Origin of the sequence: Geminocystis sp. NIES-3709, from assembly GCF_001548115.1 — a bacterium.
In the GTDB taxonomy this organism is placed as follows: Bacteria; Cyanobacteriota; Cyanobacteriia; order Cyanobacteriales; family Cyanobacteriaceae; genus Geminocystis.
Genome location: NZ_AP014821.1, coordinates 2,331,834 through 2,358,802, shown reverse-complemented (window position 1 = coordinate 2,358,802; position 26,969 = coordinate 2,331,834). Strand labels below are relative to the sequence as shown.

Genomic DNA, 26,969 nt, shown 5'->3' with positions numbered 1-26,969 from the left:
ATTTTAAAACGAAAAACATCATTCTACATTTGGAGTTTACCATCCTGTAATTGCTGGAGTGCTTAATAAAGTTTGACTATTTTTTTGGTTAGAAGTTTGATCATCTTCGGTTTCTCTTACTTCAATACAAAAAGTTGCCGTGTTGAAACCTCCAAAACGTTTCACTGTACTGGTTCTTAATCTAATATCATCACTTACAAACCAAAACCGTTCATGAATAGTCATAGTTTCATATTCTGTAGTTAAAACCAACGCATCTTCATGATCTAAATAATATTCTCCGGCAACGGGAACTATTTCGGCATAGCCTCTTTCTCTGAGTAATTTTCCTTGACGGGGATTTTCAGAGGTGGGAATTAAAGCAAAAACTGTCTCACCTTTGTGATCTTCATTTTCTTTATCCCATTGCATTGCTCCATCCCATGTCACATAAGAACCTCCAACAGATAATTCTGGATCAAAGGAGTGCATTTGACAAATTTCAATAATTTTTGGATTTTCTTTAGTTAGAGTTTCTACTTGAATGTCTGATCCTCCTGTTTCTGCCCGTCTAAAGGGTAAATGGTGGGTTGTACGTTGCGATCGCCATTTTCCTGCACTATTTTGAAAGAATGTTAAACCGTCCATATTAAAGTATATTTCAAAAATTATTATTTCAAGATTTTATTTTATCATGACTTGGGAGCTTAAAAATCTAATTATTAATAGTTAAATCAAGTCTTTTTTGAGATTCTTCTAAGGCTTGTTTGGGATTTTTTTGTTGTAATAAAGAAGACTCGATCGCTCTACCTAAGTTTTCTGAAATGGCTGGATAATCTTCAATAATAGGACGAGATTTAGCTACTTTCATTTGTTCTAAAAATACTTTAATGACGGGATTTTCTGTGACAAATTTTTGATATTCTGGACTTTGTTGAGCTTTAATATTAATAGGTAAATAACCAGTTTTTAATGCCCATTCAGTTTGAAATTCTTGTCCTAAAATAAACTCTAAAAATTTTAAAGATGCTTCTTCTCGTTGAGAATTAGTTTTAAAAACATAGAGATTTTCACCGCCCAAAACTGTTGCAGGTTGATTAATAATAGGTATAGGAAAAACATCATAATCAATATTACTTTGTTTTAATTGGGCTAAAGTCCAAGGACCTGTAATTTGCATGGCTACTTTACCATTGATAAAGTTATCTAATTCATAACCTCGATCGGGTTGAGATAAAATAGCACTTTTTTCTTTAACTAATTCTACTCCTAATTCGAGAGCTTTTTGTGTACCTTCACTAACTAAATTAGGTTGATTATTTTGGATAATTTCACCATTAGCACTGAAAATAAAAGGCAACCAAACAAATACAGTAAACTCTCCTTTTCCTGACGCAAATAATACTCCATTTTGATCGATCGTGCCATCATTATTAATATCTTGAGTGAGTTTTTTTGCAACTTGAGCAAACTCACCCCATGTTTTTGGACTATCTTTTATTCCGGCTTTTTCAAATAAACTAGGACGATAAAAAATAGCAGAATTATTAGTAGCAAAAGGAACAGACCAAATATCATTATCTAATTCCATTGTTGCTAACATCGCAGGATCAATTTCATTTTTTATCTCCGAATTATTCCACCAATTTTGTAGAGATTTAAGGGCTTGTAATTCGACTAATTTTCCCGTTAATTGAGGTACATACCATAGTATATCAGGTGGTTGATTTCCAGCGATCGAGGCGATAATTTTGGGTAATTGTTCATCAGGTTGTCCTACATATAAAGGCTCTACTTTAATACTAGGATTTTGTTCATTAAATTTAGTTAATAATTCGTTAAAAATCGCTCTATTTTCTGGTGGATTAATACCATGCCAAAAAGTAATTTTAGTAACTTGATTATTGTCTAAAGAATCAGAATTTAAACCAGTATTTTGACAACCACTAAGGAATAAAAAACTAAAAATGCAAACTATACTAATGGATTTAACAAAAAAATTACGACCACTAAAAACTATTTTAGTAAATAACATTGCTGTTTAAAAATATCAAATTAGTGGCTTATTATATCTCAAAAATAACCTAAAAAGACAACGCCTTATTATGTTTTACTTCGATGACTGTATGTACATTACCTCGTGGGTAAAAATCTCCTTTGACTGTTATCGATAAAGGATCACAAGCCTCGACAAAATCATCTAAAATTTGGTTAACAGATTCTTCATGAGAAATATATCGATCGCGATAACTGTTAATGTATAGTTTGATGGCTTTTAATTCTACTACCTTTTCATCGGGAGAATAGTTGATATAAATAGTGGCAAAATCAGGATAACCAGAGAAAGGACATTTACAAGTAAACTCTGGCAAGGTAATACTCACATCATAAACTCTACCTGGGCGAGGATTCGGAAAAGTAATTAAATTTCCGTCTTCAATTGCCCTTTCACCGTATTTTACTTCAGAAAATTTATTCTCGCTCACGACTAATAATTGATAATTGATAACTGATGATTGCTAATTGTTAACTGTCTGTAACTTAAGAATTTGATTCTTCCGTTTCTTCCGTCAATTCTTCTTTTTCTGGAGGGGTTAAACTACCTTCAGGTACTAATTCTACTTGGGTTTTTTCTTGTAACCAATCGAGAGTTTTTTCTGCTAATAAATCATGTTTGACGTATTTGGTTAATTTTTCTTCATCAACATCACGATTTTTTAGAGTTTCTCTAATCTCAATAGTCTTAGCGGTTACTTCTTCTTCACTGACACTAATAGATTCTTGTTCAGCAATTTTCTCTATTATCAAAGTAGTATGAAGATTTTTACTAGCTTCTGGTTTAGCTGTTTCTCTCATTTTTGTTACCACTTCTCTGGTTAAAAACTGGTTAACATCCATACCGTAGCTTTGAAGTTGATTAGCGGTTTGTAAGAGAATATTCTGGGTTTCTTCCTCTAGCATTGACTCTGGAAGATCGATCGAGGTATGCTTTAATAATTCCTCTACGATCGCTCCATGAATATTTTGTTTAGTATCATTAGCGGCTTTATCTTTATACTGTTTTTCTAAAGACTCTTTTAATTCTGCCATCGTTTCAAACTCGCTCACTTCTTGAGCAAAATCATCATCTAATTCAGGCAACTCTTTTTCTTTTAAATCTTTAAGAGTGACAGTGAAAATAATCGCTTCTCCCGCTAAATCTTTTTGAGGATAATCTTCAGGAAAAGATAAATTAAGTTTTTTGGTTTCATCGATATTCATACCGACAATACCTTCCACAAAACCCGGAATAAACTTACCTTCGCTTAACTCTACTTGATACTCTTTACCTTCTGTACCCTGAATTATTTCTCCTTCCTCTCCATTTTCTGTAGGTTTACGCCCTTCAAAATCAATAACAGCAATATCTCCCATTTGAGCACCACGATTTTCGACAGGAATTAAAGTTGCTAATTTTTCCCGACGCTCATCTAATAGTTTATTTACATCTTCTTCTTTGTAAACTATTTCTTCTGCTTTTACTTGTAGCCCTTGATATTGTCCTAAAGTAACTTCTGGAGCTACATCTACTGCCGCCTTAAAAGTAAAAACTTCATCGGGTTTATATGTTTTAATTAAATCTTCAAAATCAGATTTTAATCTATAATTTCCTAAAACACTAATAGATTCTTGTTCAATAGCTTTTTCTAAGCTATCTTGAATTAATTCCTCTAAAACTGCCGCTTTTATTCTTTCACTACCTAAACGCTGTAATAAAATTGGGCGAGGAATTTTACCTTTTCTAAACCCGGGAATGTTCGCCGTTTTAGCTATTTCTTTAACAACTTTTTCGTAAGTATTTTTTGATATTTCTGCAGGAATCTCGATTTCTAAACCGATTTGACTAGCAGGAAGTTTCTCCTGAGTTATTTTCATAAAAATTAATATTTTTTCCTTATAACGAATCGCTCTTTTACGATAAGAATTTTACTCAACTTTCCTAGTATAACTCTTAACTTGCACTTTTTATAAAATTTAGTAATGAGTAACAAAGAAGATAGTAAAACAAAATGAAATTTTAAGTATCTAATAAAAAGTTTTATTTTGAACTGAGAATTAATAGGTATTTATAGATAAAGATTTGATTTAATGTTTACTCTTTTAATTTCTGCATCCTAGTTGCAAAATTATGGCAAAATTCTTTTTTATAATCTTTGATTTAACGGTTGATTATCTATGAGTTAGAATTAAGAGCATATATTAAGAGAATAAATAACCTAAATCATAGGTAAAAATACTTAAATTAAATTTCAGTGTCAATCATTTAGAGGTAAGATTCCATGACCCAAACTTCTCCACAACCTAATCAAATTAACAAGGATACACAATCTAATACTTTAGAAAATAATCTTAGTGACTCATCTAAGTCAGAAAATATTAATGTTAATGGTGTCAACTCCTCCTCAAAAAATAGTCCTCATTCTCCTCAAGATAATTCTCAGAAACAAGGCATATTTTCATGGTTTGAATCTCAAAATTTACGGTTTAAATTTAGAACTTTAGCGATCGCATTAGGGGTAACACCTTTATTATTAGTAGGAACAGCGATCGGGGTAATCGTAAATAGTTCTTTTCAAACACAAATTGAAAATTCAGAAAAAAAAGATGCTGAATTTATTGAGACTAAACTAGATCTAAAAATTAATGAAAATTATTTAGATGTCCAAACAATGGCTAGTCTTTTTGGAGGATCACCAGATTTTGCGAATCGCAACACTGCCAAATTAAATAAAGAATTGAATAACATCAAAGAAAAATACAATTACTATGACAGCATTGCTTTATTTGATACTAAAGGTAACGTCATCGCTCAAACCACAGGAAAACCTTTAGGAAATCATCTGAATCGTACTTATATTCAAGAAGCTAAAGCAAAAAATGGAGCAACGGTAAGTAACCCCCTCATTTCAGCCACTGAAGGCATTTTTTCTATTTATACTGCTTCGGTGATCAAAAATCCAACCACAGGACAAAATATCGGGTTTATTCGCATGAGAGTCCCTGTTAGTAAACTGGGAGAAATCCTCCTTTCCTCTTCTATTGATGACGGTAAATCTATTTATTTAACAGATGATCAAAATCAGTTATTCTATTCCTCTAAAGGTGAATCTTTAACTTCTATGCAAAGTGACGGAAAACAGTTACAGCCAAAAGAAGGAACTAATCAAGGAGTAAAAATAGATCAGATATTTCCTAAACTAAAATGGGAAGAGACTGAAGACAAAGAAGCACAATCCGTTATCGCAGATAATGTGTTAGAGAAAAGAAAACAACTTATTGCTTATAAACCGATTGATCTCAAAATAGATAATGTGGACTTGAATTGGAATGTCATTGTTGCAGATAATGTGGATAGTGCTCTTGCACCGGCTAAAAATGTTTCATGGTATGTCTTTTGGGGGATATTAATTTCTGCTGGAATAGTTGGTTGGGTAGCGGATATTTTGGCCGGAAAATTCATTACTCCGATTGAGAAAACTTCTAAGGCAATCAAAGAAATCAGTCGAGGGGATTTAGATGTAGAAATAGAAGTTTATGGAAAAGATGAAATTGCGGATTTAGGCAATAGTATTAATGAAATGACTTTCCAGTTAAAAACATTGTTACTAGAGCAACAAATGTTTGCTACGCAGTCTAGTTTGTTGAAAAATATGACCTTAGAAATGACGAAAGCCTTTGATATTAATGAGGTTTTTGAAATTGCTGTAAGGGAAATTAGACAAGCATTACAATCCGATCGAGTGATTGTTTATAGTTTTGATGATACTTGGAAAGGTACAGTTATTGCAGAATCCGTAGGTAAAAATTATCCTAAAGCCTTGGGCGCTCAAATTCTTGATCCCTGTTTTGCAGATAAATATGTTGACAAATACATACAAGGAAGAATACAATCAACTCCTGATATTTACAAAGCAGGATTAACGGAATGTCATCTTAACCAACTAGAACCTTTTGCGGTTAAAGCTAATTTGGTCGCACCCATCGTAGCTAATGGAAGTCTTTTAGGATTGTTAATTGCTCATCAATGTTCTTCTCCCCGTAACTGGCAAACTAACGAAATTGAATTTTTTGCTCAAACAGCGACTCAAATGGGCCCTGCCTTAGAGCGGGTAATGTTGTTCCAATCTCAACAATTAGATAGTTTCTTATCGGTTAAATTAAAAGATATTAGTTTCAAAATTGCAGAGTCTTTAAATAAGGACAAAGTATTTGAGGTAGCCACTAATCTTGGTAGAGAAGCCCTCGGAGCCGATCGAGTAATCATTTATACCTTTGATGAGGATTGGAAAGGTACAGTTATTGTCGAATCCGTAGATCCTAAATATCCTAGAGCATTAGGTGCCGCCATCAAAGATCCTTGTTTTGCTGATAAATATGTAGAAAAATATAAAGAAGGTAGAGTACAAGCTACCAATAACATCTATACCGCAGGATTAACTAGCTGTCACATTCAACAATTAGAGCCCTTCGAGATTAAAGCTAATCTTGTAACTCCCATAATTATTGATGGTAGTTTACTAGGATTACTGATTGCTCATCAATGTAACGCACCTCGTCAGTGGACAGAATCAGAATGTATTTTCCTTTCCCAACTTGCCACCCAAATTGGACCTGCATTGGAACGGATACAACTACTAGCTAAACAACAGGCATCAGAATTAGAACAAAGAAAAGCAAGGGAAATTATCCAACAACGAGCTTTAGAATTGTTAATGCAAGTAGATCCTGTATCTCAAGGAGACTTAACCATCCGTGCAACCGTAACAGAAGACGAAATAGGCACGATCGCTGACTCTTATAATGCAACGATCGAGAGTTTGAGAAAAATTGTAACCCAAGTACAAGGAGGAACAAGAGCTGTTAGTGACGTTGTTCGAGAACAAGAAAGATTTGTTGAGAAATTAGCCACAGAAATTATTCGTCAAGCGGATGATATTAATATCGCCTTAGAAAAAGTCCAAGTTTTAGCTTTTAGCGCTCGCATGGTACTTGATAACGCAGAACAAGCAGAGGAAGCAGTAAAACAGGCTAACCGCAGCGTAGAAGAAGGAGAAGTTGCCATGAACCGTACGGTAGATGGTATTTTAGCCATTCGAGAAACCGTAGCGGAAACGGCGAAAAAAGTTAAAAGATTAGGGGAATCTACTCAGAAAATTTCTAAAGTAGTTAACCTCATCGGTAGTTTTGCAGATCAAACAAACCTCTTAGCGTTAAATGCTTCTATTGAGGCAGCCCACGCAGGAGAAGAAGGACGAGGTTTTGCGGTGGTTGCGGAAGAAGTTCGATCCCTTGCTCGTCAGTCAGCCCAAGCAACGGCTGAAATTGAGAAGGTGGTAGCTGAAATTCAAGAAGAAACTAACGATGTAGTTAAAGCAATGGAATTCGGTACAGAACAGGTAGTAGAAGGTACTAAATTAGTAGAAGAAACTCGTGCCTCTCTTACCCAAATTACTGCCGCCTCTGCGCAAATTAACCAGTTAGTCACGGCGATCGCCGCTGCGGCAGCCGAACAGTCTCAAACCTCTGAAGATATTACTGAAACTATGGCTGAAGTAGCTGGAATTTCTAACGACACCTCTACGGCAGTAACTCAGGTATCTCGAACCTTTAAAAAACTGCTCAAGGTATCAGAAAACTTACAACAAAGTGTTAGTAAATTCAAAGTCAGCTAAATAATAATTAGGAATCAGGAATTAATCATTTAACTATTAACTATTCATGACAGCAGTTATCGCAAAACCAAATTGGGAATCTAACTTAACTGCTCAATCGTTTTTATCTCAACCATCAAAATTAGTGGTGGAGGTAGTCTCGACTAATTGGGAAGACGATTATATTGATAAATTAACGGAATATCAACTTTTAGGTATTCAAGAATATTGGTTAATTGATTATCTTGCTGTAGCGAGTCGCACTTGGTTAAGTAATCCCAAACAACCGACTATTTTTGTCTGTACCTTAGATGAAAATAATATTTATCAAATTAAATCTTATCAAGATACTTCTGTTATCATTTCTCATACTTTCCCTGAATTAAAATTAACTCCCGTAGAACTATTTGAAAAATGAATCATTAACATTAACAATCAATAATTACTCATTACCCACTACTCACCCCTAATTAATATCATGACTCAAGCACCAGATAAACCAAAATTAGATAGATCAACTATTTCCCCTAATTTACCTCAGATTTCGGCATCTTCTAAACCAATTCCCCAAAAAAATCCTCTTCCTATAGTGTCATGGTTTTATAACATATCGATTCGCAAAAAACAGGTTTTTGTATTGGTAACTGCTCAAGCAATCTCGATCGTGGCATTACTGAGTGTGGGAATTATTCAAGTAGTTCAAGGGGGTAGAGAACAACTGGTTAACCAATCTATTTCCGAGTTGGAAGCGACAAAGATTAACTACAGTATTAAAGTTAATCAAATGGGGTTCGGTTTTCGAGGACAATCTGATAACTTAGCAATTATTAATGCGGCTTTGATTAATGTTAATGGTGGTAATTTAAACCCTCAAGAACGATCGATTGTGCGTCGAATTCTGCAAAATGAGATCAAAGCTCGTAATATTGAATATGCTACTCTCGTAGGAAGGGATCAAAGAATTATTGTCAATGCCAATAACGAGCGTACAGGACAAGAATTTAATCCCAATGGCTTAGTGTCCCAAGTTATTAATAATCCTCAACAAATCAAAACCACTGAAATTACCCCTTGGACAGATTTAGCGAAGGAATTACCTCCTATTTTTCCTAGTCTTTCTCAAAATCAAGATGTATTGACTCGTTATACCTTTACTCCAGTATTTCGTCCGGGTACACAACAAGTAATTGGAGTATTAGTATCAGGGGATGTGGTAGATGGCAAATTCTCGATCGTGGAAGATACCATCAGAGAATTTAAAGGGGGCTATAGTGCTATCTATAAAATAACTGGAGACAAGAAATTTAGTTTATCCAGTGCATTAACAGAAACAGATACAGCAAGAGGACAATCTCTGACAACGGAAACCCTCTTAAAACTTGCCTTGGAAAATCCAGATGACATCGTTTCTGTAAGAGATCAAGTCGGAGAAAACACTTACACTTTTACGGCTCAAATTATTCCAAATTTTCAAAAGCAGCCCGTTGGTATTCTTGTAAGAGGAACTCCTGAAACAGCACTCAATAAAATTATTTCTGGTAATTTAAGTGTACAAGGTCAAACGGCGGTGGCAGTACTTATCTTAAATTTACTATTAATCTTGATTTTGGGACGAGTAATTGCAAAACCGATTGAATCTTTGCAGTTGACGGCGGAATTATTTGCAGAAGGAGATTACACTAGGAGAACGGATATTCAAGGAAATGATGAAATTGGTAAATTAGCTCGTACTTTCAATTATTTAGCGGATAACATTGCACAAACTGAATCTATTTTAATGTTAGATTCCAGCAAAATTAGTCTTTTCCAAGAAATAACTGGTTCTCGTACCCTTGATGAAGATGATCTTAATAGTGTTTTCGATCGAGCATTACCGAAAGCTAAAGAAATTTTACAAGTCGATCGTCTTGTTATCTATCGTTTTAAGCCTGATTGGAGTGGATATATCAGCAATGAAGCCGGAGATTTTGATTTACCTAGTGCGCTAAGTGAAGAAATTAACGATCCTTGTATTCCACCTGAATTAAGAAATGCTTACTTAAATGGTCGAGTTGTTCCCACCGAAAACGTTTATACAGCAGGATTTGCCGAAGAACACGAAGCCTTAATGTATCGTTTACAAATTAAATCTAATTTAGTTGTACCGATTATCAGTCAAGGACAATTATTCGCCCTTCTCATCGCCCATCATTGCAGACAACATCATACTTGGGAAGAAAGAGAAATCACCTTTTTAGGTCAAATTGCCCTACGATTTGGGGTTATTTTGGACAGGGTAAACATTCTTAAAAACCAAATGGCTGCGGCTAATAGAGCAGAACAACTTAAAGAAATTACTCTTTCTCTAGCCAGTAGTTTAACTAGAACACAAGTATTAGATTCTGCTGTTAAAGAAATTCGTACAGCCTTAAAAACTGATCGTACCATCGTCTATGAATTTGATGAAACTTGGAGAGGAACTATAATTGCTGAATCTGTGGCGTTAAATTTTCCCTCCGCTTTGGGTGCAACTGTTGCAGATCCTTGTTTTGCCGATCGATATGTGGAACAGTATCAACAAGGGAGAGTTCAAGCTACTTCAGACATTTATCGAGCTGGTTTAACTCAATGTCACATCAAACAATTAGAACCATTTGCCGTCAAAGCGAATTTAGTCGCTCCTATTCTTGTTAACCGTAAATTAATCGGTTTGTTAATTTGTCATCAATGTTCAGGTGTCCGTAATTGGGAAGTAATGGAAATTGAACTATTTACTCAATTAGCTACCCAAGTTGGTTTAAGTTTAGAGCGGGTAAAACTTCTTGAATTGCAGTTAAATGCTGAGATAATTCAAAGAGAAGGTAAAGAATTACTGCAACGACGAGCTTTAGAACTGTTAATGCAAGTTGATCCCGTTTCTCAGGGTGATTTAACTATTCGTGCAACGGTGACAGAAGATGAAATTGGTACGATCGCTGACTCCTATAATGCCACCATTGAGAGTTTAAGAAAAATTGTATCAGAGGTACAAACGGCGGCCGCAGAAGTAGCAAAAACGACCACCACTAACGAGAATGATGTAAGAATCCTACGTCAAGAAATTGAGGAACAAGTAGGAAATATTAGTGAAGCCTTACAAACTATTAACCAGATGAGTCGTTCTAGTAATTTGGTAGCAGAAAATGCCGAACAAGCGGAAGAAGCCCTGCAAAAAGCTCAAGAAAGTGTCGAAATAGGTGACTCAGCGATGAATCGTACGGTAAAATCTATTATTGAAATTCGATCGACAGTACAACAAGCGGCTGAACAGGTTAAAAAATTAGGGGATACAACCCAAAATATTTCGACAGTAGTCGGACTGATTGGCAGATTTGCCGCTCAAACTCACCTTTTGGCATTAAAAGCCTCGATCGAGGCCGCAAGGGCTGGAGAGCAAGGAACTGGTTTTGCGGTAATTGCAGAAGAAGTAAGAACTTTAGCAACTCAATCCGCCCAAGCAACAGCAGACATTGATAAATTGGTTAATGAGATTATCAACGAAACCAAAGTCGTTGTTACAGCTATGGAGGAAGGTACTGAGCAGGTAATTGAAGGTAGTAAATTGGTAGAAGAAACCCGCCAAAGTTTAAACCAGATTGCTGCCGCTACAACTCAAATTAATGAATTAGTAGAAGCGATCGCAGCTGCGGCCTTTGAACAGTCAGAAAACTCTGAAGATGTTAAATCTAAAATGTCAGAAGTGGCTAAAGTGGCAGAAAAAACTACTGCTTCCGTAATTCAATTATCAGATTCTTTCGTAGAATTACAAGAGGTGGCTCGAAAATTGGAGTCTAACGTATCCCAGTTTAAAGTTAGTTGATCATGAATAAACTTCAACAATAGACAATGTACAATTGACAGTTACCTATCATAAATTCTCGGTGATGAGAGAGAAAACAGAATGAGAATTACATAAGAAATCTGCAATAATATAAAAAGCTACAATATTTAAACGAAAAAATAAACTCAACCATGGTGAAGATGTAAAATATTATTCATTATTGGTGAAATGAGTTGTTAAACTAAGTAATAGACTCTGACTAAATTACCCTAAACAAAATCTGATAGTTGCCATGAATCCACTCAACCAAGCATATCAATTATTCATTGACGAAGTACCTGAACTTTTACAAGGAATTGAAAACGGTTTACTGAATTTACGAGAAGATAAAAGTACTTCTACTGTTCATGGTATGATGAGAGCGGCTCATTCTATTAAAGGTGGTTCTGCCAGTGTTGGTTTAAAAGGTATTAGAGATATTGCCCATAAATTAGAAGATTATATAAAAGCCCTTTACAATGAAGATTTAGTTATTGATACAGAGTTAGAAGACTTGTTTTTAGAGGGTTATGACTGTTTAGCGATACCTTTAAGAGAACAATTAGAAACGGGTAATTTCGATCGACAACAGGCACAAAATAGAGCAAATCAGACATGGGAAAAATTAGAGTTAAAATTAGGAAATGCCCTTAAACAAGTAGAAAATTATCTCCCGTCTTCGGAAGATTTAGGCATTGATATAATTGCCTCAATTTTTGAAGTTGACGTTGCCCAAGAAATACGTCGTTTAAAAGGGGTTATCGCTTCTCCTGAGACTTTTAATCCTTTACAGGAGTTACAAGAATCTCTTGATATTCTCACGGGTTTCAGTGAATTAGTAAATTTATCAGGTTTTTCTCTCCTGATTAGCATTACTCAACAAGCCTTACAAAAACATCCCGACAAAGCTGTTACCATTGCCACATTATTAGTACAAGATTTAGATAAAAGCAGAGATGTAGTATTATTAGGCGATCGTACAGAGGGCGGAAATCCTTGTTCTGCTTTACTTACCCTAGCAGAAGATACCAGCGCCCAAGTAGAAATTAACGTTATTGAACAACTCACCCAAAACTATCAAGTTACCTTTAATATAAACGATCCAAGTTATCAATTCTTTATTGCTGAAGTTCCAGACTTATTACACAATCTCGAAAGCGGATTGCTGACAGTAAGAGAAGATAAAAGCATCTCTAAAGTTAATGATATGATGCGATCGGCACATTCTATTAAAGGGGGTGCAGCCAGTGTTGGTTTAGAAGGGATCAAAAATATTTCTCACAAATTAGAAGATTATTTAAAAGCTTTATTTGATGAAACTGTTGTGGTTGATGATGAATTAGAAAATTATTTATTAGAAGGATTCGACTGTTTAAAAAATGCCCTTTCTGAACAAATAGAAACAGGAAATTATCAACCAGAATGGGAACAAAATGCTTTAATTGTTTGGGATAAATTAGGACAAAAATTAGGGCATATTCAGGTTAATGATTATTTACCATCCTCGGCAGATTTAGGGATTGATTTAGTTCAATCTTTATTTGAAGTTGACGTTTTACAAACGATCGAACAACTGAAAGAAAGTTTAAATAATTTACCTATTATCGAATTACAAAATGAGGTAACATTACAGTTGGAAATGTTGACTGGTTTTAGTGAAATGACCAGTTTAATTGGCTTAAAAAATATTGCCGATACAGTATCTTTAGCTATTAACAATTATCCCCATCGTATTCAACAAATAACTTCCTATTTAATCAATGATTTGACAGAAGCTAGACAACAAGTATTATCGGGCGATCGAGAGCAAGGAGGTCAACCTTCTACCATACTTCAACAACTAGCAGGATTATTAGAAATAAACGAAGGCAAAGACTCAACCCTCGACTTTAGTGAAATTGCTCAAGAAAATGACTCTCAAAATACGATCGATGTACACACCCATGATTCAGAAAACTTTAATTTTTCAATGGATACCCCCTCTGAAAATGAGCTAAAAATGGCGGAAAACATCGATTTCACTGATTTAATTGAAGAAAATGATACTTTTAATCTAAATTCCGAAAACTTAGAATTTGCTGATTTAGTCAATGAAAATGATGACTTTAGTCAAGAAGAAAATATCCCAGAATTTGGTGATTTAGTCAGTGAAAATGATGATTTTACCCAAGAAGAAAATATCCCAGAATTTGGTGATTTAGTCAGTGAAAATGATGATTTTACCCAAGAAGAAAATATCCCAGAATTTGGTGATTTAGTTAATGAAAATGATGACTTTAGTCAAGAAGAAAATATCTCAGAATTTGGTGATTTAGTTAGTGAAAATGATGACTTTAGTCAAGAAGAAAATATCCCAGAATTTGGTGATTTAGTCAGTGAAATAGAAGATTCTTATAGTGAACAAAGTATAGAATTTGGTGATTTAATAAGCGAAGATAATAACTTTAATCAAGAAGAAGATTACACCACCTCAATAGACTCAAATGATTTAGATTTTCTAGTAGATAACTTCAGTATTGAAGATGAAAGTAATAATCAACAACAAGAGCTACAAGCCCAAGCCTATGTATTTTTTATTGATGAAGCAGTAGATTTAATTAGTCTTATCGATAATGGTTTAGAAAATGCTTTAGAAACAAGAGATATAAATGAAGTTAATGAAGTAGCAAGAGCCGCTCATTCTTTGAAAGGAGGTGCTAGAAGTGCTGGTTTAGAAGATTTAGGAAATATTGCTTTAAGGGTAGAAAAGAGTTTAAAAGCCTTATTCAATGAAAATATCCCTTTGGATGAGGATACTAAATCTTATATTCGTGAAATTTATCAACTTTTACGTCAACCTTTAACAGCTAGGTTAGAAGAGCAAACTTATGACGAGAAACTTGCTTTAGAATCAGCAAATGCCATGTGGGTAGAGTTTGAAGGAAAATATGGCGAGGAAATTGCTAAATCGGAAGAATATTTACCATCTTCTAGTGATTTGGGCATTGATATTGCCACTTCAATTTTTGAAGTCGATGTGGTTGAAGGAATTGACAGCTTAAAAGAGGCATTAAGTCAGGGTGATGAAGCCCAAATGCAAGATTTAGTCTCTATGCAAATCGAGATTTTTTCTGGTTTTGGGGAAATGTTGGCATTACCCGGATTTGTTGCCATTTGTCAAACGGCGGCTAAAGCACTGGAACGTAATGCTTCAGAAATTGGTACTATTACCAAAGCCTTTATTGATAACTTAGAAATTGCTCAAAACCTCGTTATGGAAGGCGATCGAGAATCTGGAGGCGAACCAAGTACAGAGTTATTATCTTTAGCTGGAGAAATCGTCACAGAAAATGTCCCCCAAATAACCTTTACAGAACATATTGAAGCACCGATCGACACCAATGATCAATCCTATAGTTTCTTTGTAGAAGAAGCACCAGAATTATTAGAAATTATCGAAAATGGTTTATTAACTCTCAGAGACGATCGTAGTACCGCCAAAATTCACGAAATAATGAGAGCCGCTCATTCCCTTAAGGGGGGATCTGCTAGTGTCGGATTAGAAGCGATTAAAATGATTTCTCACCAGTTAGAAGACGTTTTCAAAGTACTATACGATCCTACTATAGAATTAGATACAGAGCTTGAAGGCTGGTTATTAGAAGGCTTTGACTGTTTAAGAAGTGCTTTAACTCAACAAATTGAAACAGGAAGCTATAATCCTCAAGAAGCATTAGCTACCGCTAATGAAGTTTGGGCAAAAATGAATACTCGATTAGGAACAGCCCTGAGTCGTGTAGATGATTACATTCCGTCTTCTAGTGATTTAGGGGTGGACATTGTGCAATCAATGTTTGAGGTTGATGTTCAAGAAGAATTACAACGACTCAAAAATGTTCTCAAAAATCCGACTTCTCAACCCCTTGCTGGAGAATTACGGGCAACTTTAGAGGTGTTTTCTGGTTTTGGCGAAATGCTCGTGTTACCCGGTTTTGCTGAAATAGCCAAATTGGGATTAATAGCCATCGAAAAAAATCCTCAAAATGCTTTAAATATTATTCAAATAATTATTAGGGATGCAGATTTAGCAAGAGATTTAGTCTTAAAAGGCGATCGAGTCACAGGAGGCACACCCAGTGAAGAATTGAGACGATTTGCAGAAAATGACATCCCCTACGAAGACGGAGAAGTATTCTTATTAGACGTGAAAGAAGATACGGAAAGTGCATCATCTTTAAACGATGTGTTTGAGGAAATAGCCTTCTCCACACAACAACCGTTTACAATTACCCCAGAAGATAGACAAACCCAAGCAAATAATCCCCCTCTCGATGATGCTTTTAATGTCAATCTCAACGAGGAACAAATAAATGCAATTCACCAAGCTATACAAGATGATGATAACAACGATAGCATACCCTCGATCGAAGAGATTTTTGCCTCAGAATTTAGTGAAGAAGAAATTGAACTTTTAGCCAAAGCCTCTGAATTAGCCTTAGAAGAAGATAAAAATACCACTATTCCTTCTTTGAGTGAAGTATTCTCCAATATCGATATGTCTGTGATTAATGAAATAGAAGAAAACAGCGTTTTACCTTCTCTAAGTGAAGTCTTCTCTAATGTAGATATGTCCGTGATTGACGAGATGGAAGAAGAAAATATCGTTTTACCTTCTTTGAGTGAAGTATTCTCCAATGTTGATATGTCCATGATTAACGGATTACAAGGAGAAGCAGAATTAACTCCGTCTTTAGAATCGGTATTTGAGTCAGAATCCGCTAATGAATCTGCTAATGTAGAATCTTTCTTATCTCATGAAAATGTTGAAGAAGAAACGGAAAGTCCTTCTTTAGAATCGGTATTTGAGTCAGAATCTGCTAATGTAGAATCCTTCTTATCCCATGAAAATGTTGAAGAAGAAACGGAAAGCCCTTCTTTAGAATCCATATTTGAGTCAGAATCTGCTAATGTAGAATCCTTCTTATCCTCTGAAAATGTTGAGGAAGAAACAGAAAGTCCTTCTTTAGAATCGGTATTTGAGGCAGAATCCGTGCCACCGAGTGAAGACAGACAAGAAGTTAGTTCATCTTTAGAAAATCTGGATGCGGTAATCAAATCTATTGGTGATGTTTATCAAAAATTACCCGGATTAAAAAGCCAAGAAGAAATTAAAAGTAGCGTCAACAAAAAATTCAAAAAAATTCAAAAAAATTCGATCGAAGAAAAAACACCAACTCCAACCAGTACTACGACTTCGGCTAAAACTAATTTAACTGTAAGAGTTGATTTAGAGCGGTTAGAAAGAATGAATAATCTGATCGGCGAATTATCTATTAACCGTAACGGATTATCTCTCCAAAATGATAAATTGCAAACTTCTGTTAGAGAGTTATTAGAAAGATTTGGTCGTTTTCAAGTAATGGCTAATAATTTACGAGATTTATCTGACAAAATGCTTACCTCTCCTGACAAATTTGGTGGTATAGGTATAGGTGGTAAAAGTAAGCGTCAAAATACATCTAACTTACCTTTTAATTTTAGCGAAGACGGAGAATTTAATTTATCTTCTGCCTTTGATTCCCTAGAAATGGATAGTTATGACAATATGTATTATGTTGTTCAAGGGCTAATTGAGCAAATGATTCAACTAGAAGAAGCAGTGGATGATATTGCCTTATTTGCAGGACAATCGGGACAAACGGTAGAAAATCAGCGTCAAATGCTTAATCGAATGCGAGATGAATTAATGTGGGCAAGAATGCTACCTTTAGGGGAAGTCTTAAACCGTTTCCCTCGTGTTCTTCGAGATTTATCAGTGAAATATAATAAAAAAGTTAACCTCAAACTTAATGGTACAAGCGTACTGGTTGATAAGGCAGCATTGGAAAAATTATATGATCCTCTAGTACATTTGATCCGTAATGGTTTTGATCATGGTATTGAAACTCCAGAGGTGCGTAAACAAAGGGGTAAACCTGAAACAGGGATTATTGAAGTCAAAGCCTATCATCAAGGCAACCAAACAATTATTCAAATTAAAGATGATGGGGGTGGTTTGAATCTAAATAAAATTGGACAAAAAGCGATCGAGCGACAAATGTTAACTCCTGAAGAATTAGCAGTTACAACAAAAGATAATTTACTTGATCTTATTTTTGAACCCGGGTTTTCCACTGCCGCTGAAGTGACAGAAATTTCTGGCCGTGGTGTTGGTTTAGATATTGTTCGTTCTCAATTACGATCGCTTAAAGGTACAATATCTGTAGAATCAGAACCCGGACAAGGTACTACATTTATTCTACGATTACCATTAACTCTCACGATCGATAAACTATTAGTATTGTCTGCCAATAGTCATTTTTATGCCTTACCTTCTGATAATATTGAAGAAATTATTGTCCCTGAAGAACATCAATTAAAAACTTCTGGTAACAAACGCTTTTTATACTATGAAAATAAAGTAGTACCGATTTATCCCTTAAGCGATTTATTAGAATATCGTTGCTACGTGGCAGAAAATCCATCTATTAGTCAAGCCTTAGAAGTATTACCAACCCCTGAAGACTGGGCAAATCCTTTGTTATTAATGAGTTTAGGACAAGAATTATTCGCCATAGAAGTCGAAGATCTTGTCAGTGAACAAGAATTAGTCATTAAACCCTTTGGTAATGCCTTAACAGCACCTAGCTATAGCTATGGTTGTACAATTTTGGGAGATGGTACATTAATCCCTGTCATTAATACTGCTATTCTCTTAGCCACATTCTTAGAAACCATGAATCCGGTAGTTAACATTCACCGTAAAGGGGTTACAAGTAGTAGTTATAATAAATCATCTGCTCCTCCAATTAATCCTTTACAAGTTGCCACTGTATTAGTTGTTGATGATAGTGCCGCTATGCGACGAACTCTTGCTCTATCTTTAGAAAAAGCTGGTTATAGAGTCATTCAAGCTAAAGATGGAAAAGATGCACTCGAACAACTACAACAAAGTTCTAAAGTTAGCTTAATAATATGCGATATAGAAATGCCTAATATGAATGGATTTGAATTTTTAGGGCAAAGAAGACGCTATCCTGAATTGAATAAAATTCCTGTTGCGATGTTAACTTCTCGTAGTAACGATAAACACCGTAAGTTAGCAACTCATTTAGGGGCAAATGCTTATTTTACTAAACCTTATATTGAACAAAAATTCTTACAATCCATTAAAAGTTTGGTGGAGCAAAAATCCCCTGTCATGGCGTAATAGTTTTGCACCAATTATTATTACTATTCCCAAATCTCCTCTCTTTACCAATAATTTTATAGCTCGATCGAGTTGAACAATGGTAAATTAATAGATTGTGGACTCAAATAGCTTTATTTTAAGAAATATATCAAATGGTTAATACAATAAAAAAATCTTTAGATGACAAAACGATCGTAAAAGAATATTTTAACGCTACAGGATTTGAACGGTGGCGAAATATTTACGGTGATGGACAAGTAAATAAAGTACAATTGGATATTAGAGAAGGACATCAACAAACGATCGATAAAGTCGTAGGATGGTTAAAAGATGACGGTAATTTAGCCAATTTAACTATTTGTGATGCTGGTTGCGGTGTCGGTAGTTTAACGATTCCCTTAGCACAAGAAGGCTCGATCGTTTTTGCTAGTGATATATCAGCTAAAATGGTGGGAGAAGCCGCGCAGAGGATTAAACAAGTCATGACGAACCCTCGTAACATTAGGTTAGCAGTACAAGATTTAGAATCCATTAGGGGAGAATACGACACAGTTATCTGCTTAGATGTTTTAATTCACTATCCCACGGAAGAAGCCGCCGACATGATTAAACACTTGTCTTCCTTAGCAAAATCTCGTTTAATTCTCAGTTTTGCCCCTAAAACCTTGTTTTTAACCATTTTAAAACGTATTGGTGAATTTTTTCCTGGACCAAGTAAAGCCACTCGTGCCTATCAACATAAAGAAGAAGATATTGTACAAATTCTCAAAAATAATGGTTTTCAAATCAAACGCACAGACATGACTAGCACCAATTTTTATTATTCTCGTCTTTTAGAAGCGGTTAGATAATGAGGAATTAAATATTAGTAAATAATGTTAAATCAATTATTAATTCTACATTCTATATTCTACAATTACCATACAGGATCAGAGTAAAGATTAATAATGAACTCATTAGTAGTGGATGGGATAGCACTTATACAGGCACAAATAGGAGTGCCATCTTCTAACTCGACTTCACAAGCATGACAAGAACCCATCACGCAACCTGTGGGGATAAAAACTCCTCCTCGTTTGGCTACTTCTAATATTGGTTCGCCAACTTCTGCTATAACTGTGACATCATCGGGTAAAAATTTTACTTTGACACTCATAATTTAATTAGTAATGAGAAATGAAAAATAAGTAATAACTAAATTGATAGGTAATAAAGTTGCTTTACCAGACTTAAGCTATGAGCCAAGAAATAAATTTCACGGCAAATTATGATATGCTACCTAATTCATAAATTGTTGATTTTGTCAATTTTTCTGTAACAAATTGTTTTCCAACAGATTCATTTATTTCATGGTGGGTTATTGATGAATGTCTAATAGTTCAAAGAGACAATAAATCACGATCGAGGTTGACAAATTTGATATGATACACCAAACCCCTTACAATAAATTGATAAGGAACCTACAGCACAAATCAGCTAAAGCGATTATTATTTTCAGGGATAAGTATTATGATTACCCCTTCACCTTACTTTAAATACTAAACAATTCTGACATTATCTATAATGACATCCTGTAACCTACCATTACCGATCGAGCTTATAGCTTCTTTGAGATCTACTTTACCAGTATAAAGAGCTTTACCCACAATTACCCCATTAACTCCAAGGGATTCTAAGGATAATAAACTAAGTAAGTCCGTGAGAGAACTAATACCACCAGAAGCGATAACCGGAATTTTCGACACTTGTGCCAATTCTCTTAAGGATTCTAGGTTAGGCCCGACTAAAGTACCATCTCGACTAATATCAGTGTAGATGATGGCTGCCGCTTTGTGAGAAATTCTTTGAGCTAAATCTGTTGCTTCTACAGTAGAAGTTTCTAACCATCCTTTAGTGGCAACTTTGCCATTACGAGCATCAATACCCACTGCAATTTTATAAGGGTAGGCTTCACACAATTCTTGTACTAATTCTGGATTTTCTACAGCTACAGTACCAACGATCGCTCTTTCTACTCCTAAGTCAAATAATCTAGCAACAGAAGTACGATCGCGCAATCCTCCGCCCACTTGTACAGGGATATTTAAGTGTTGTACGATCGAGCAGATTACATCTAAATTAACCGTTGTACCTTCCTTTGCACCATCTAAATCTACTAAATGTAAACGAGTTGCCCCTTGAGATTCCCATTGTAAAGCCACTTCTAAAGGATTTTCGTTAAAAACCTGAGACTGTTCATAATCCCCTTGATATAATCTCACACAACGCCCTGCTAATAAATCAATGGCGGGTATAACTTCCATAAAAAATCAAATTACATCCTAAAATTAAGAGAACTCTTATTATATCAAATTTAATCATCAAATTTAGTTTTGATCGATCGCTCCTTACTCCCCTTTGGTATCGCACATCAGCAATGCTCACTATATTTTGTTTTCTGACTCTGATAATATAGGGAGAAATAACAAATAAAACCTTAAAAGTGAAGACCGATAAGTTATTTTACCGTATCTTTTTAACTCAACCGAGTCTGATTTCTGAATTGTTACCAGAAATACCCGAAAGTTGTCAATTCGACTATAGCGCCCCCGTAGTTAAAGAAAAAGAGTTACGTCTTGATGGATTACTAACTCCTCTGAATGACGATAATTTACCTCTAGTATTTCTCGAAGCACAAATGCAGAAAGATACTGAATTTTATAGTCGTTATTTTGGGGGATTATTTATCTATATTCATCAGTATAAAGTAAAAAGAAATTGGCGAGGACTATTGATTTTAAATAATCGTAATCAAGATTTAGGCAGTGAAATTCCTTATCAAGATTTACTAGATAATCGAGTACAAAGGTTATTTTTATTAGACTTATTAACCCAAGAAAATTTAAGTGCGAATTTAGCAATATTAAAACTAATTGTTACCCCAGAAAATCAGGCAGTACCATTCGCAAAAAAAATCTTAGAAAGTGCTGAAAATCAAGAGCAGTTTAACCTCAGATTAGATTTAGTAGAGGCTATACTGGTAAATAAATTCCCCCAATTAACCATCGAGGAGGTACAAAAAATGATTAACTTGAGAGAAGCAGACATTACCCAGACTCGTTTTTATCAACAAGTGTTAGAAATCGGGCGCACTGAAGGAGTGCAAATAGGACGTACTGAAGGAGTAGAAATTGGTATTACGAAAGGGATGCTCAAAGGTACACAACAGGGAGAAGCAAATATCGTTATTCGTCTATTGAATCGTCGTTGTGGTAATCTCAGTCATGAGTTACAAGGAAAAGTTCGATCGCTCTCTATCCCTCAATTAGAATCTCTTGGGGAAGCATTATTAGATTTTAACTCCACTCAGGATTTAATCGATTGGTTAGATAATTATTCCCATTAAATTATATACCTCGATCGCTATGACACCAAACAGTACCTATCGAGGAAACTATGAGGAATCTAAATCCCCCTCTTTTGTGGGAGAGGGGCTAGGGGTGAGGGTTACAAGTCCGAAGGGAAACATATCAGCAATCCCAAATGTAAACAAATAAAACAAATAGTTAGTATTTCGTGATCTTAACTAAGTACCTAGGCAAAATTAATTGTATATTTTGAACCAAAGTTTATAAGAATATTTTCTACTCCTTTTACTAAATCTAAATAACTTTTATAACAGGAGTTCTCTAACCATTTATATTTCATAAATCTCCACAGTATTTCTATTTTGTTTAATTGTGGTGAATAGGGTGGTAGAAAGAATATTTTTAATCCTTTTTTTTCCCATTCTTCTTCTTTATTCCAGAATTTTTTATTTTGGTGAATCGAGGCATTATCCATTACTAATACTGTTTCCTTCTTTATTTTTTTACTCAAGTTATCTATACAAGCTATCACGACATCACTATTGATTGATGACTCAAATACATAGCTTTCTAACTCATTATTTTTTTTCATAAATCCTAACACATTTAATCTTTTACTTAGGCTACTTTCTCTTTCTATTTTTCTCCCTTTTTCTTGCCATCCATAAGGTAAACAAGGTACTAAACTAAATCCACTTTCATCACCATAATATATATCTATTTTTCCTTCATTTTCTGCTCTTTTTAGTTGCTCTAATTGTCTCTTTTTTTGTTGGTATAATTCAGGGCATACTTCCCCTTTTACCTTTTTCTTGAACCGATACCACCCCATGCCCTTTTTTTTTGCTAATCTTTTTATCGTATCTTTGCTTATTTTTATCTCCCACTCATTTTCTATTTTTTCTTGAACTATCTTTAAGGTTTTTGGATGAGATTTTATCCATTCTTTTACTTTTAATTCTTGTTGCTCATTTAAAGTTGATTTTCTTCCTCTTCCCTTCAAGCTATATAATCCATTTAAACCATTTTTTTCCCAATTATTAAGCCAATTATAAATTGTATTTCTACTAATATTTAATATTAACATTATTTGAGTAATTTTATAACCTTGATAACTTAACAAAATCGATTTTGCTCGATGTCTAACTTGATAGTATTTACTTTTTTGTTCAATAGTCTTTAATAACTGTTGTGTTTCTGGAGCTAATCTGGTAACAAATCGCATTTTTTATCCTTGATTTACTTATTTTTCATATTTTTAGCAGATTTTAAGCTACATTAATTATTTTTAAATATAAATAAAACTTTTGTATATTACTTTTTGATTTTATTAAATTTATTTTAATGTTATAATTATACAATTAATTCTGCCCACTTACTTACAAAGCCTCATGGAATTTCTAAAAAAAAGTGTTAGAGTTGTAATTATACATCTTAAGTTGCTGTAATAACTAAGGATTATGACTCAATTAAGTCAAGCCATCGCCCAAGCCGAAGCACTCCTGCTTAAAGCCGCTCTCAATCCCAGTCTGGAAGAAAACTTAATTACTGCTTTTGGAGATAACTACAACGTCACCATCGCAAATAATATCTTCTCCTCATGGCGTAATGGTAACTTTAATAATTTACCGAAAATTGAAGTATTGTCACCATCTGCCATGAATGGTGCGCAAGGTGCTTACAGTGCATTGAATAACACCATTTATTTATCCTCCTTCCTTGTGGAGTCAAAATCCCTTACAGTGATTCGGAATGTATTAATAGAAGAATATGGACACTTTATCGATGCCCAAATTAACGACATAGACACTCAAGGAGACGAAGGAGAAATCTGGCGAAACTTGGTGTTAAACCAACCCATGACAGAAGCTGAATTAAAAACCTTCAGAAATGAAAATGATTGGAATACCGTCACTGTCAATGGTGAAACTCTCCAAGTCGAGAATAGCGGAATTATTCAGTTAAGCAACAATAGCATAGATGATTTCTATGCACAAATTTCAGGGGACAATGTAGTGTGGAGAGGATACGATGGGATTGACTATGAAATCTATTATTACAACGGCACAACTACTATACAGTTAACTAATAACACTACAAATGATGATGAGCTGCAAATTTCAGGGAACAATGTAGTGTGGAGAGGATACGACGGAAATAGTTATGAAATCTATTATTACAACGGCACAACCATTACCCAGTTAAGCAATAATGCTGTATATGATTCTGCTCCGCAAATTTCAGGGAATAATGTAGTATGGGTAGGTAACGATGGAGTAAACAGGAAAATCTATTTTTACAACGGCACAACCACTACAATGTTAACCAATAGTGCTGCATTCAATTATGCTCCGCAAATTTCAGGGAACAATGTAGTCTGGATAGGTAACGATGGAATCTATTATTACAACGGCACAACCACTACGCAGTTACCCAATAACACTGCGGGGGTTCGTAGCCTGCAAATTTCAGGGGAGAATGTAGTGTGGGAAGGTTACACAGAGGGAGATAGTAGCTATGAAATCTATTATTACAACGGCACAACCACTACGCAGTTAACCAATAATACTGTAAAAGATGATGATCCGCAAATTTCAGGGAATAATGTAGTATGGGTGAGAAGCGGTGGGGGAGATACTGAAATCTTTTTTTACAACGGCACAACAAATATAAAAGTAACTGACAATACTGTGGGTGATTATGCTCCGCAAATTTCAGGGAATAATGTAGTATGGGTAGGTTCCGATGGGAATGACACTGAAATCTTTTTTTACAACGGCACAACCACTGCACAGCTAACCAATAACACTACAAATGATGGTGCTCCGCAAATTTCAGGAAATAATATAGTATGGGCAGGTTCCGATGGGAATGACACTGAAATCTATTTTTATGATCTAACACTTTTCTTTGGAATTAATGATATAACCATCACCGAAGGCAATAACGGTACGAAAAACGCCGTATTTACCGTCACTCGTCATACGTCACTGCAACCAGTTACCGTTAATTATGCCACTGTCAACGGTACGGCAACGGCTGGAAGTGATTATACTGCCGTCAGTGGTACTTTAATCTTTGCCATCAACGAAACCAGCAAAACCATCATCGTACCCATTATCGAAGATATAAAAGCAGAGGTAAATGAGACATTCTTTGTTAATTTAAGTGATGCCACCAATGCCACTATTTCAGATAATCAAGGGATTGGTACAATTACTAATGATGATTTTGTGGGAGATGCTAACAATAATAATATTGTGGGTACTAAGAATAGTGACACATTACAAGGATTAGGAGGTAATGACTCCCTATCGGGAGGTGCGGGGAACGATCGTATTGAAGGAGGCACGGGGGCTGATACCATGGTGGGAGGTACGGGGAACGATACCTACTTTGTAGATAGTCCGGGCGACCTAGTACGAGAAGAATATTATAATTATTTGGATTATACTGATACTGTTCGATCAACTATTACTTATACTTTAGACAAATATGTAGAAAACCTGATCCTAGAAGGATCCGCAAATATCAACGGTACAGGAAACACCAGGAATAATAATATCACGGGAAATGATGTTAATAATCTTCTCAATGGTGGAGAAAGAAATGATGTTCTGACTGGGCATGGTGGTAACGATACTCTTACCGGTGGTGATGGTAACGATACCTTAGTGGGAGAGAATGGAAACGATCGTCTTAATGGTGGTACTGGCAATGACAAAATGTCAGGAGGACTTGATAATGATGCTTATTCTGTTGATCACATGGGAGATGAGGTGATTGAATTTTTTAATCAGGGTATAGATAAAGTTTTCTCTACCATTACCTATACTTTACCCAACAATGTCGAAAATTTGACTCTCAATGATACGGTAAATATAAATGGTACGGGGAATACTTTAAACAACTTTATTATCGGTAATAGTGGTAATAATCGTCTTAGTGGCAGAGAAGGAAATGATACTTTAGTAGGAGGCAATGGTAACGATACTCTCGCTGGTGCTGTTGGTAATGATTCTATGATTGGTGGCACTGGTAATGATACTTACTATGTAGATGCTACCAGCGATAGAGTTATGGAAAATAGCGGAGAGGGTACAGATACCGTTCGATCAAATATTTCTTATACTTTAGGCGTATATGTAGAAAACCTAATCCTAGAAGGATCAGCAAATATCAACGGTAAGGGTAACACCCTCAATAATAGTATCATGGGAAATGATGTTAATAATTATCTTAGGAGCGGAGAAGGAAATGATACTCTTACCGGTGGCGATGGTAACGATACCTTAGTGGGAGATAGTGGCAACGATCGTCTTAATGGTGGTACTGGTATTGACAGAATGTTAGGGGGATTTGGTAATGATGCTTATTCTGTTGATCATATTAAAGATGAGGTAATTGAATTTTTTAATCAAGGTACAGATACCGTCTTTTCTACCGTTACCTATACTTTACCGAACAATGTCGAACATTTGAATCTCAGTGATACAGTAAATATAAATATAAATGGAACGGGTAATAGTTTAAACAACCGTCTGACGGGTAATCATCAAAATAATCGACTCCATGATGCAGAAGGAAATGATACTTTAAACGGACGTGATGGTAGTGATACTCTTACTGGTGGGATTGGCAACGATTCCATGATTGGTGGTACGGGCAATGATACTTTCTATGTCGATGGTACAGGCGATCAAATCCTTGAAAATACCAGTGAGGGTAATGATACCGTTCGATCGACTATTACCTATACTTTAGGTGCAAATGTAGAATATTTAATACTAGGAGGAACGGGGAATATCAATGGTACGGGAAACACTTTACGGAACAATAGATCTCTTGCAAAATTATAATGAACATAAAAAGATGATAGGATAAGACAAAATATTAGCAATCGC

Annotated in this window: 14 protein-coding genes; 7 read left to right on the top strand and 7 right to left on the bottom strand. The window is 35.1% G+C overall.

Annotated elements, in window-relative coordinates:
• Positions 1 to 36: 36 nt before the first annotated feature.
• From GM3709_RS09970 to tig, 4 genes are all read right to left on the bottom strand, one after another.
• On the bottom strand, positions 37 to 627 hold the full coding sequence (locus tag GM3709_RS09970; RefSeq protein ID WP_066118807.1) for a phycobiliprotein lyase: 591 nt from the start codon (positions 625 to 627) through the stop codon (positions 37 to 39).
• A gap of 67 nt (positions 628 to 694) precedes the next feature.
• Positions 695 to 2,014, bottom strand: a complete 1,320-nt coding sequence (locus GM3709_RS09965; RefSeq protein ID WP_066118805.1) for an ABC transporter substrate-binding protein — start codon at positions 2,012 to 2,014, stop codon at positions 695 to 697.
• A gap of 49 nt (positions 2,015 to 2,063) precedes the next feature.
• Positions 2,064 to 2,465, bottom strand: a complete 402-nt coding sequence (gene queF / locus GM3709_RS09960; protein WP_082712975.1) for a preQ(1) synthase — start codon at positions 2,463 to 2,465, stop codon at positions 2,064 to 2,066.
• Positions 2,466 to 2,520: 55 nt separating this feature from the next.
• On the bottom strand, positions 2,521 to 3,894 hold the full coding sequence (gene tig / locus GM3709_RS09955) for a trigger factor (RefSeq protein ID WP_066118801.1): 1,374 nt from the start codon (positions 3,892 to 3,894) through the stop codon (positions 2,521 to 2,523).
• A 404-nt stretch (positions 3,895 to 4,298) separates the two neighbouring features.
• Here tig and GM3709_RS09950 point away from each other — a divergent pair, with 404 nt between their 5' ends.
• From GM3709_RS09950 to bchM, 5 genes are all read left to right on the top strand, one after another.
• Entirely contained in the window at positions 4,299 to 7,691 is a 3,393-nt protein-coding gene (locus GM3709_RS09950; protein ID WP_066118799.1) for a methyl-accepting chemotaxis protein, read from the top strand.
• Between the two features lie 46 nt (positions 7,692 to 7,737).
• A complete protein-coding gene (locus GM3709_RS09945) occupies positions 7,738 to 8,088 on the top strand; it encodes a Uma2 family endonuclease (RefSeq protein WP_231937543.1) in 351 nt (116 codons plus the stop codon).
• A 60-nt stretch (positions 8,089 to 8,148) separates the two neighbouring features.
• Positions 8,149 to 11,508 carry a methyl-accepting chemotaxis protein gene (locus tag GM3709_RS09940; protein WP_066118798.1) on the top strand — a complete coding sequence of 1,120 codons (3,360 nt, stop codon included), beginning with the start codon at positions 8,149 to 8,151 and terminating at the stop codon, positions 11,506 to 11,508.
• A 253-nt stretch (positions 11,509 to 11,761) separates the two neighbouring features.
• Positions 11,762 to 18,736, top strand: coding sequence for an Hpt domain-containing protein (locus GM3709_RS09935; RefSeq protein WP_066118796.1), 6,975 nt, complete (start codon positions 11,762 to 11,764; stop codon positions 18,734 to 18,736).
• A gap of 134 nt (positions 18,737 to 18,870) precedes the next feature.
• A complete protein-coding gene (gene bchM, locus GM3709_RS09930; protein ID WP_066118794.1) occupies positions 18,871 to 19,569 on the top strand; it encodes a magnesium protoporphyrin IX methyltransferase in 699 nt (232 codons plus the stop codon).
• A 65-nt stretch (positions 19,570 to 19,634) separates the two neighbouring features.
• Here the strand turns inward: bchM and GM3709_RS09925 are convergent, their stop codons facing one another.
• Positions 19,635 to 19,874, bottom strand: a complete 240-nt coding sequence (locus GM3709_RS09925; RefSeq protein ID WP_066118792.1) for a 2Fe-2S iron-sulfur cluster-binding protein — start codon at positions 19,872 to 19,874, stop codon at positions 19,635 to 19,637.
• A gap of 382 nt (positions 19,875 to 20,256) precedes the next feature.
• Complete coding sequence (gene hisA / locus GM3709_RS09920) at positions 20,257 to 21,021, bottom strand: 1-(5-phosphoribosyl)-5-[(5-phosphoribosylamino)methylideneamino]imidazole-4-carboxamide isomerase (RefSeq protein WP_066118790.1); 765 nt, start codon at positions 21,019 to 21,021, stop codon at positions 20,257 to 20,259.
• A 179-nt stretch (positions 21,022 to 21,200) separates the two neighbouring features.
• Here hisA and GM3709_RS09915 point away from each other — a divergent pair, with 179 nt between their 5' ends.
• Positions 21,201 to 22,103 (top strand): DUF2887 domain-containing protein, encoded by a 903-nt coding sequence (locus GM3709_RS09915; RefSeq protein WP_066118788.1) that lies wholly within the window; start codon positions 21,201 to 21,203, stop codon positions 22,101 to 22,103.
• A 188-nt stretch (positions 22,104 to 22,291) separates the two neighbouring features.
• Here GM3709_RS09915 and GM3709_RS09910 read toward each other — a convergent pair whose 3' ends face one another.
• Positions 22,292 to 23,290: an IS630 family transposase gene (locus tag GM3709_RS09910; protein WP_066118659.1), complete on the bottom strand. Its 999-nt coding sequence runs from the start codon at positions 23,288 to 23,290 to the stop codon at positions 22,292 to 22,294.
• A 235-nt stretch (positions 23,291 to 23,525) separates the two neighbouring features.
• Here GM3709_RS09910 and GM3709_RS09905 point away from each other — a divergent pair, with 235 nt between their 5' ends.
• Positions 23,526 to 26,924: a Calx-beta domain-containing protein gene (locus GM3709_RS09905; protein ID WP_066118786.1), complete on the top strand. Its 3,399-nt coding sequence runs from the start codon at positions 23,526 to 23,528 to the stop codon at positions 26,922 to 26,924.
• The last annotated feature ends 45 nt before the right edge of the window (positions 26,925 to 26,969 follow it).

What these genes read in the sequence shown, in the direction of transcription:
- GM3709_RS09945 (WP_231937543.1), top strand. Translation starts at nt 7,738, where the DNA reads ATGACAGCAGTTATCGCAAAACCAAATTGGGAATCTAACTTAACTGCT.
- hisA (WP_066118790.1), bottom strand. Translation starts at nt 21,021, where the DNA reads ATGGAAGTTATACCCGCCATTGATTTATTAGCAGGGCGTTGTGTGAGA.
- GM3709_RS09965 (WP_066118805.1), bottom strand. Translation starts at nt 2,014, where the DNA reads ATGTTATTTACTAAAATAGTTTTTAGTGGTCGTAATTTTTTTGTTAAA.
- GM3709_RS09970 (WP_066118807.1), bottom strand. Translation starts at nt 627, where the DNA reads ATGGACGGTTTAACATTCTTTCAAAATAGTGCAGGAAAATGGCGATCG.
- GM3709_RS09950 (WP_066118799.1), top strand. Translation starts at nt 4,299, where the DNA reads ATGACCCAAACTTCTCCACAACCTAATCAAATTAACAAGGATACACAA.
- tig (WP_066118801.1), bottom strand. Translation starts at nt 3,894, where the DNA reads ATGAAAATAACTCAGGAGAAACTTCCTGCTAGTCAAATCGGTTTAGAA.
- GM3709_RS09935 (WP_066118796.1), top strand. Translation starts at nt 11,762, where the DNA reads ATGAATCCACTCAACCAAGCATATCAATTATTCATTGACGAAGTACCT.
- GM3709_RS09925 (WP_066118792.1), bottom strand. Translation starts at nt 19,874, where the DNA reads ATGAGTGTCAAAGTAAAATTTTTACCCGATGATGTCACAGTTATAGCA.
- GM3709_RS09905 (WP_066118786.1), top strand. Translation starts at nt 23,526, where the DNA reads ATGACTCAATTAAGTCAAGCCATCGCCCAAGCCGAAGCACTCCTGCTT.
- GM3709_RS09910 (WP_066118659.1), bottom strand. Translation starts at nt 23,290, where the DNA reads ATGCGATTTGTTACCAGATTAGCTCCAGAAACACAACAGTTATTAAAG.
- GM3709_RS09940 (WP_066118798.1), top strand. Translation starts at nt 8,149, where the DNA reads ATGACTCAAGCACCAGATAAACCAAAATTAGATAGATCAACTATTTCC.
- bchM (WP_066118794.1), top strand. Translation starts at nt 18,871, where the DNA reads ATGGTTAATACAATAAAAAAATCTTTAGATGACAAAACGATCGTAAAA.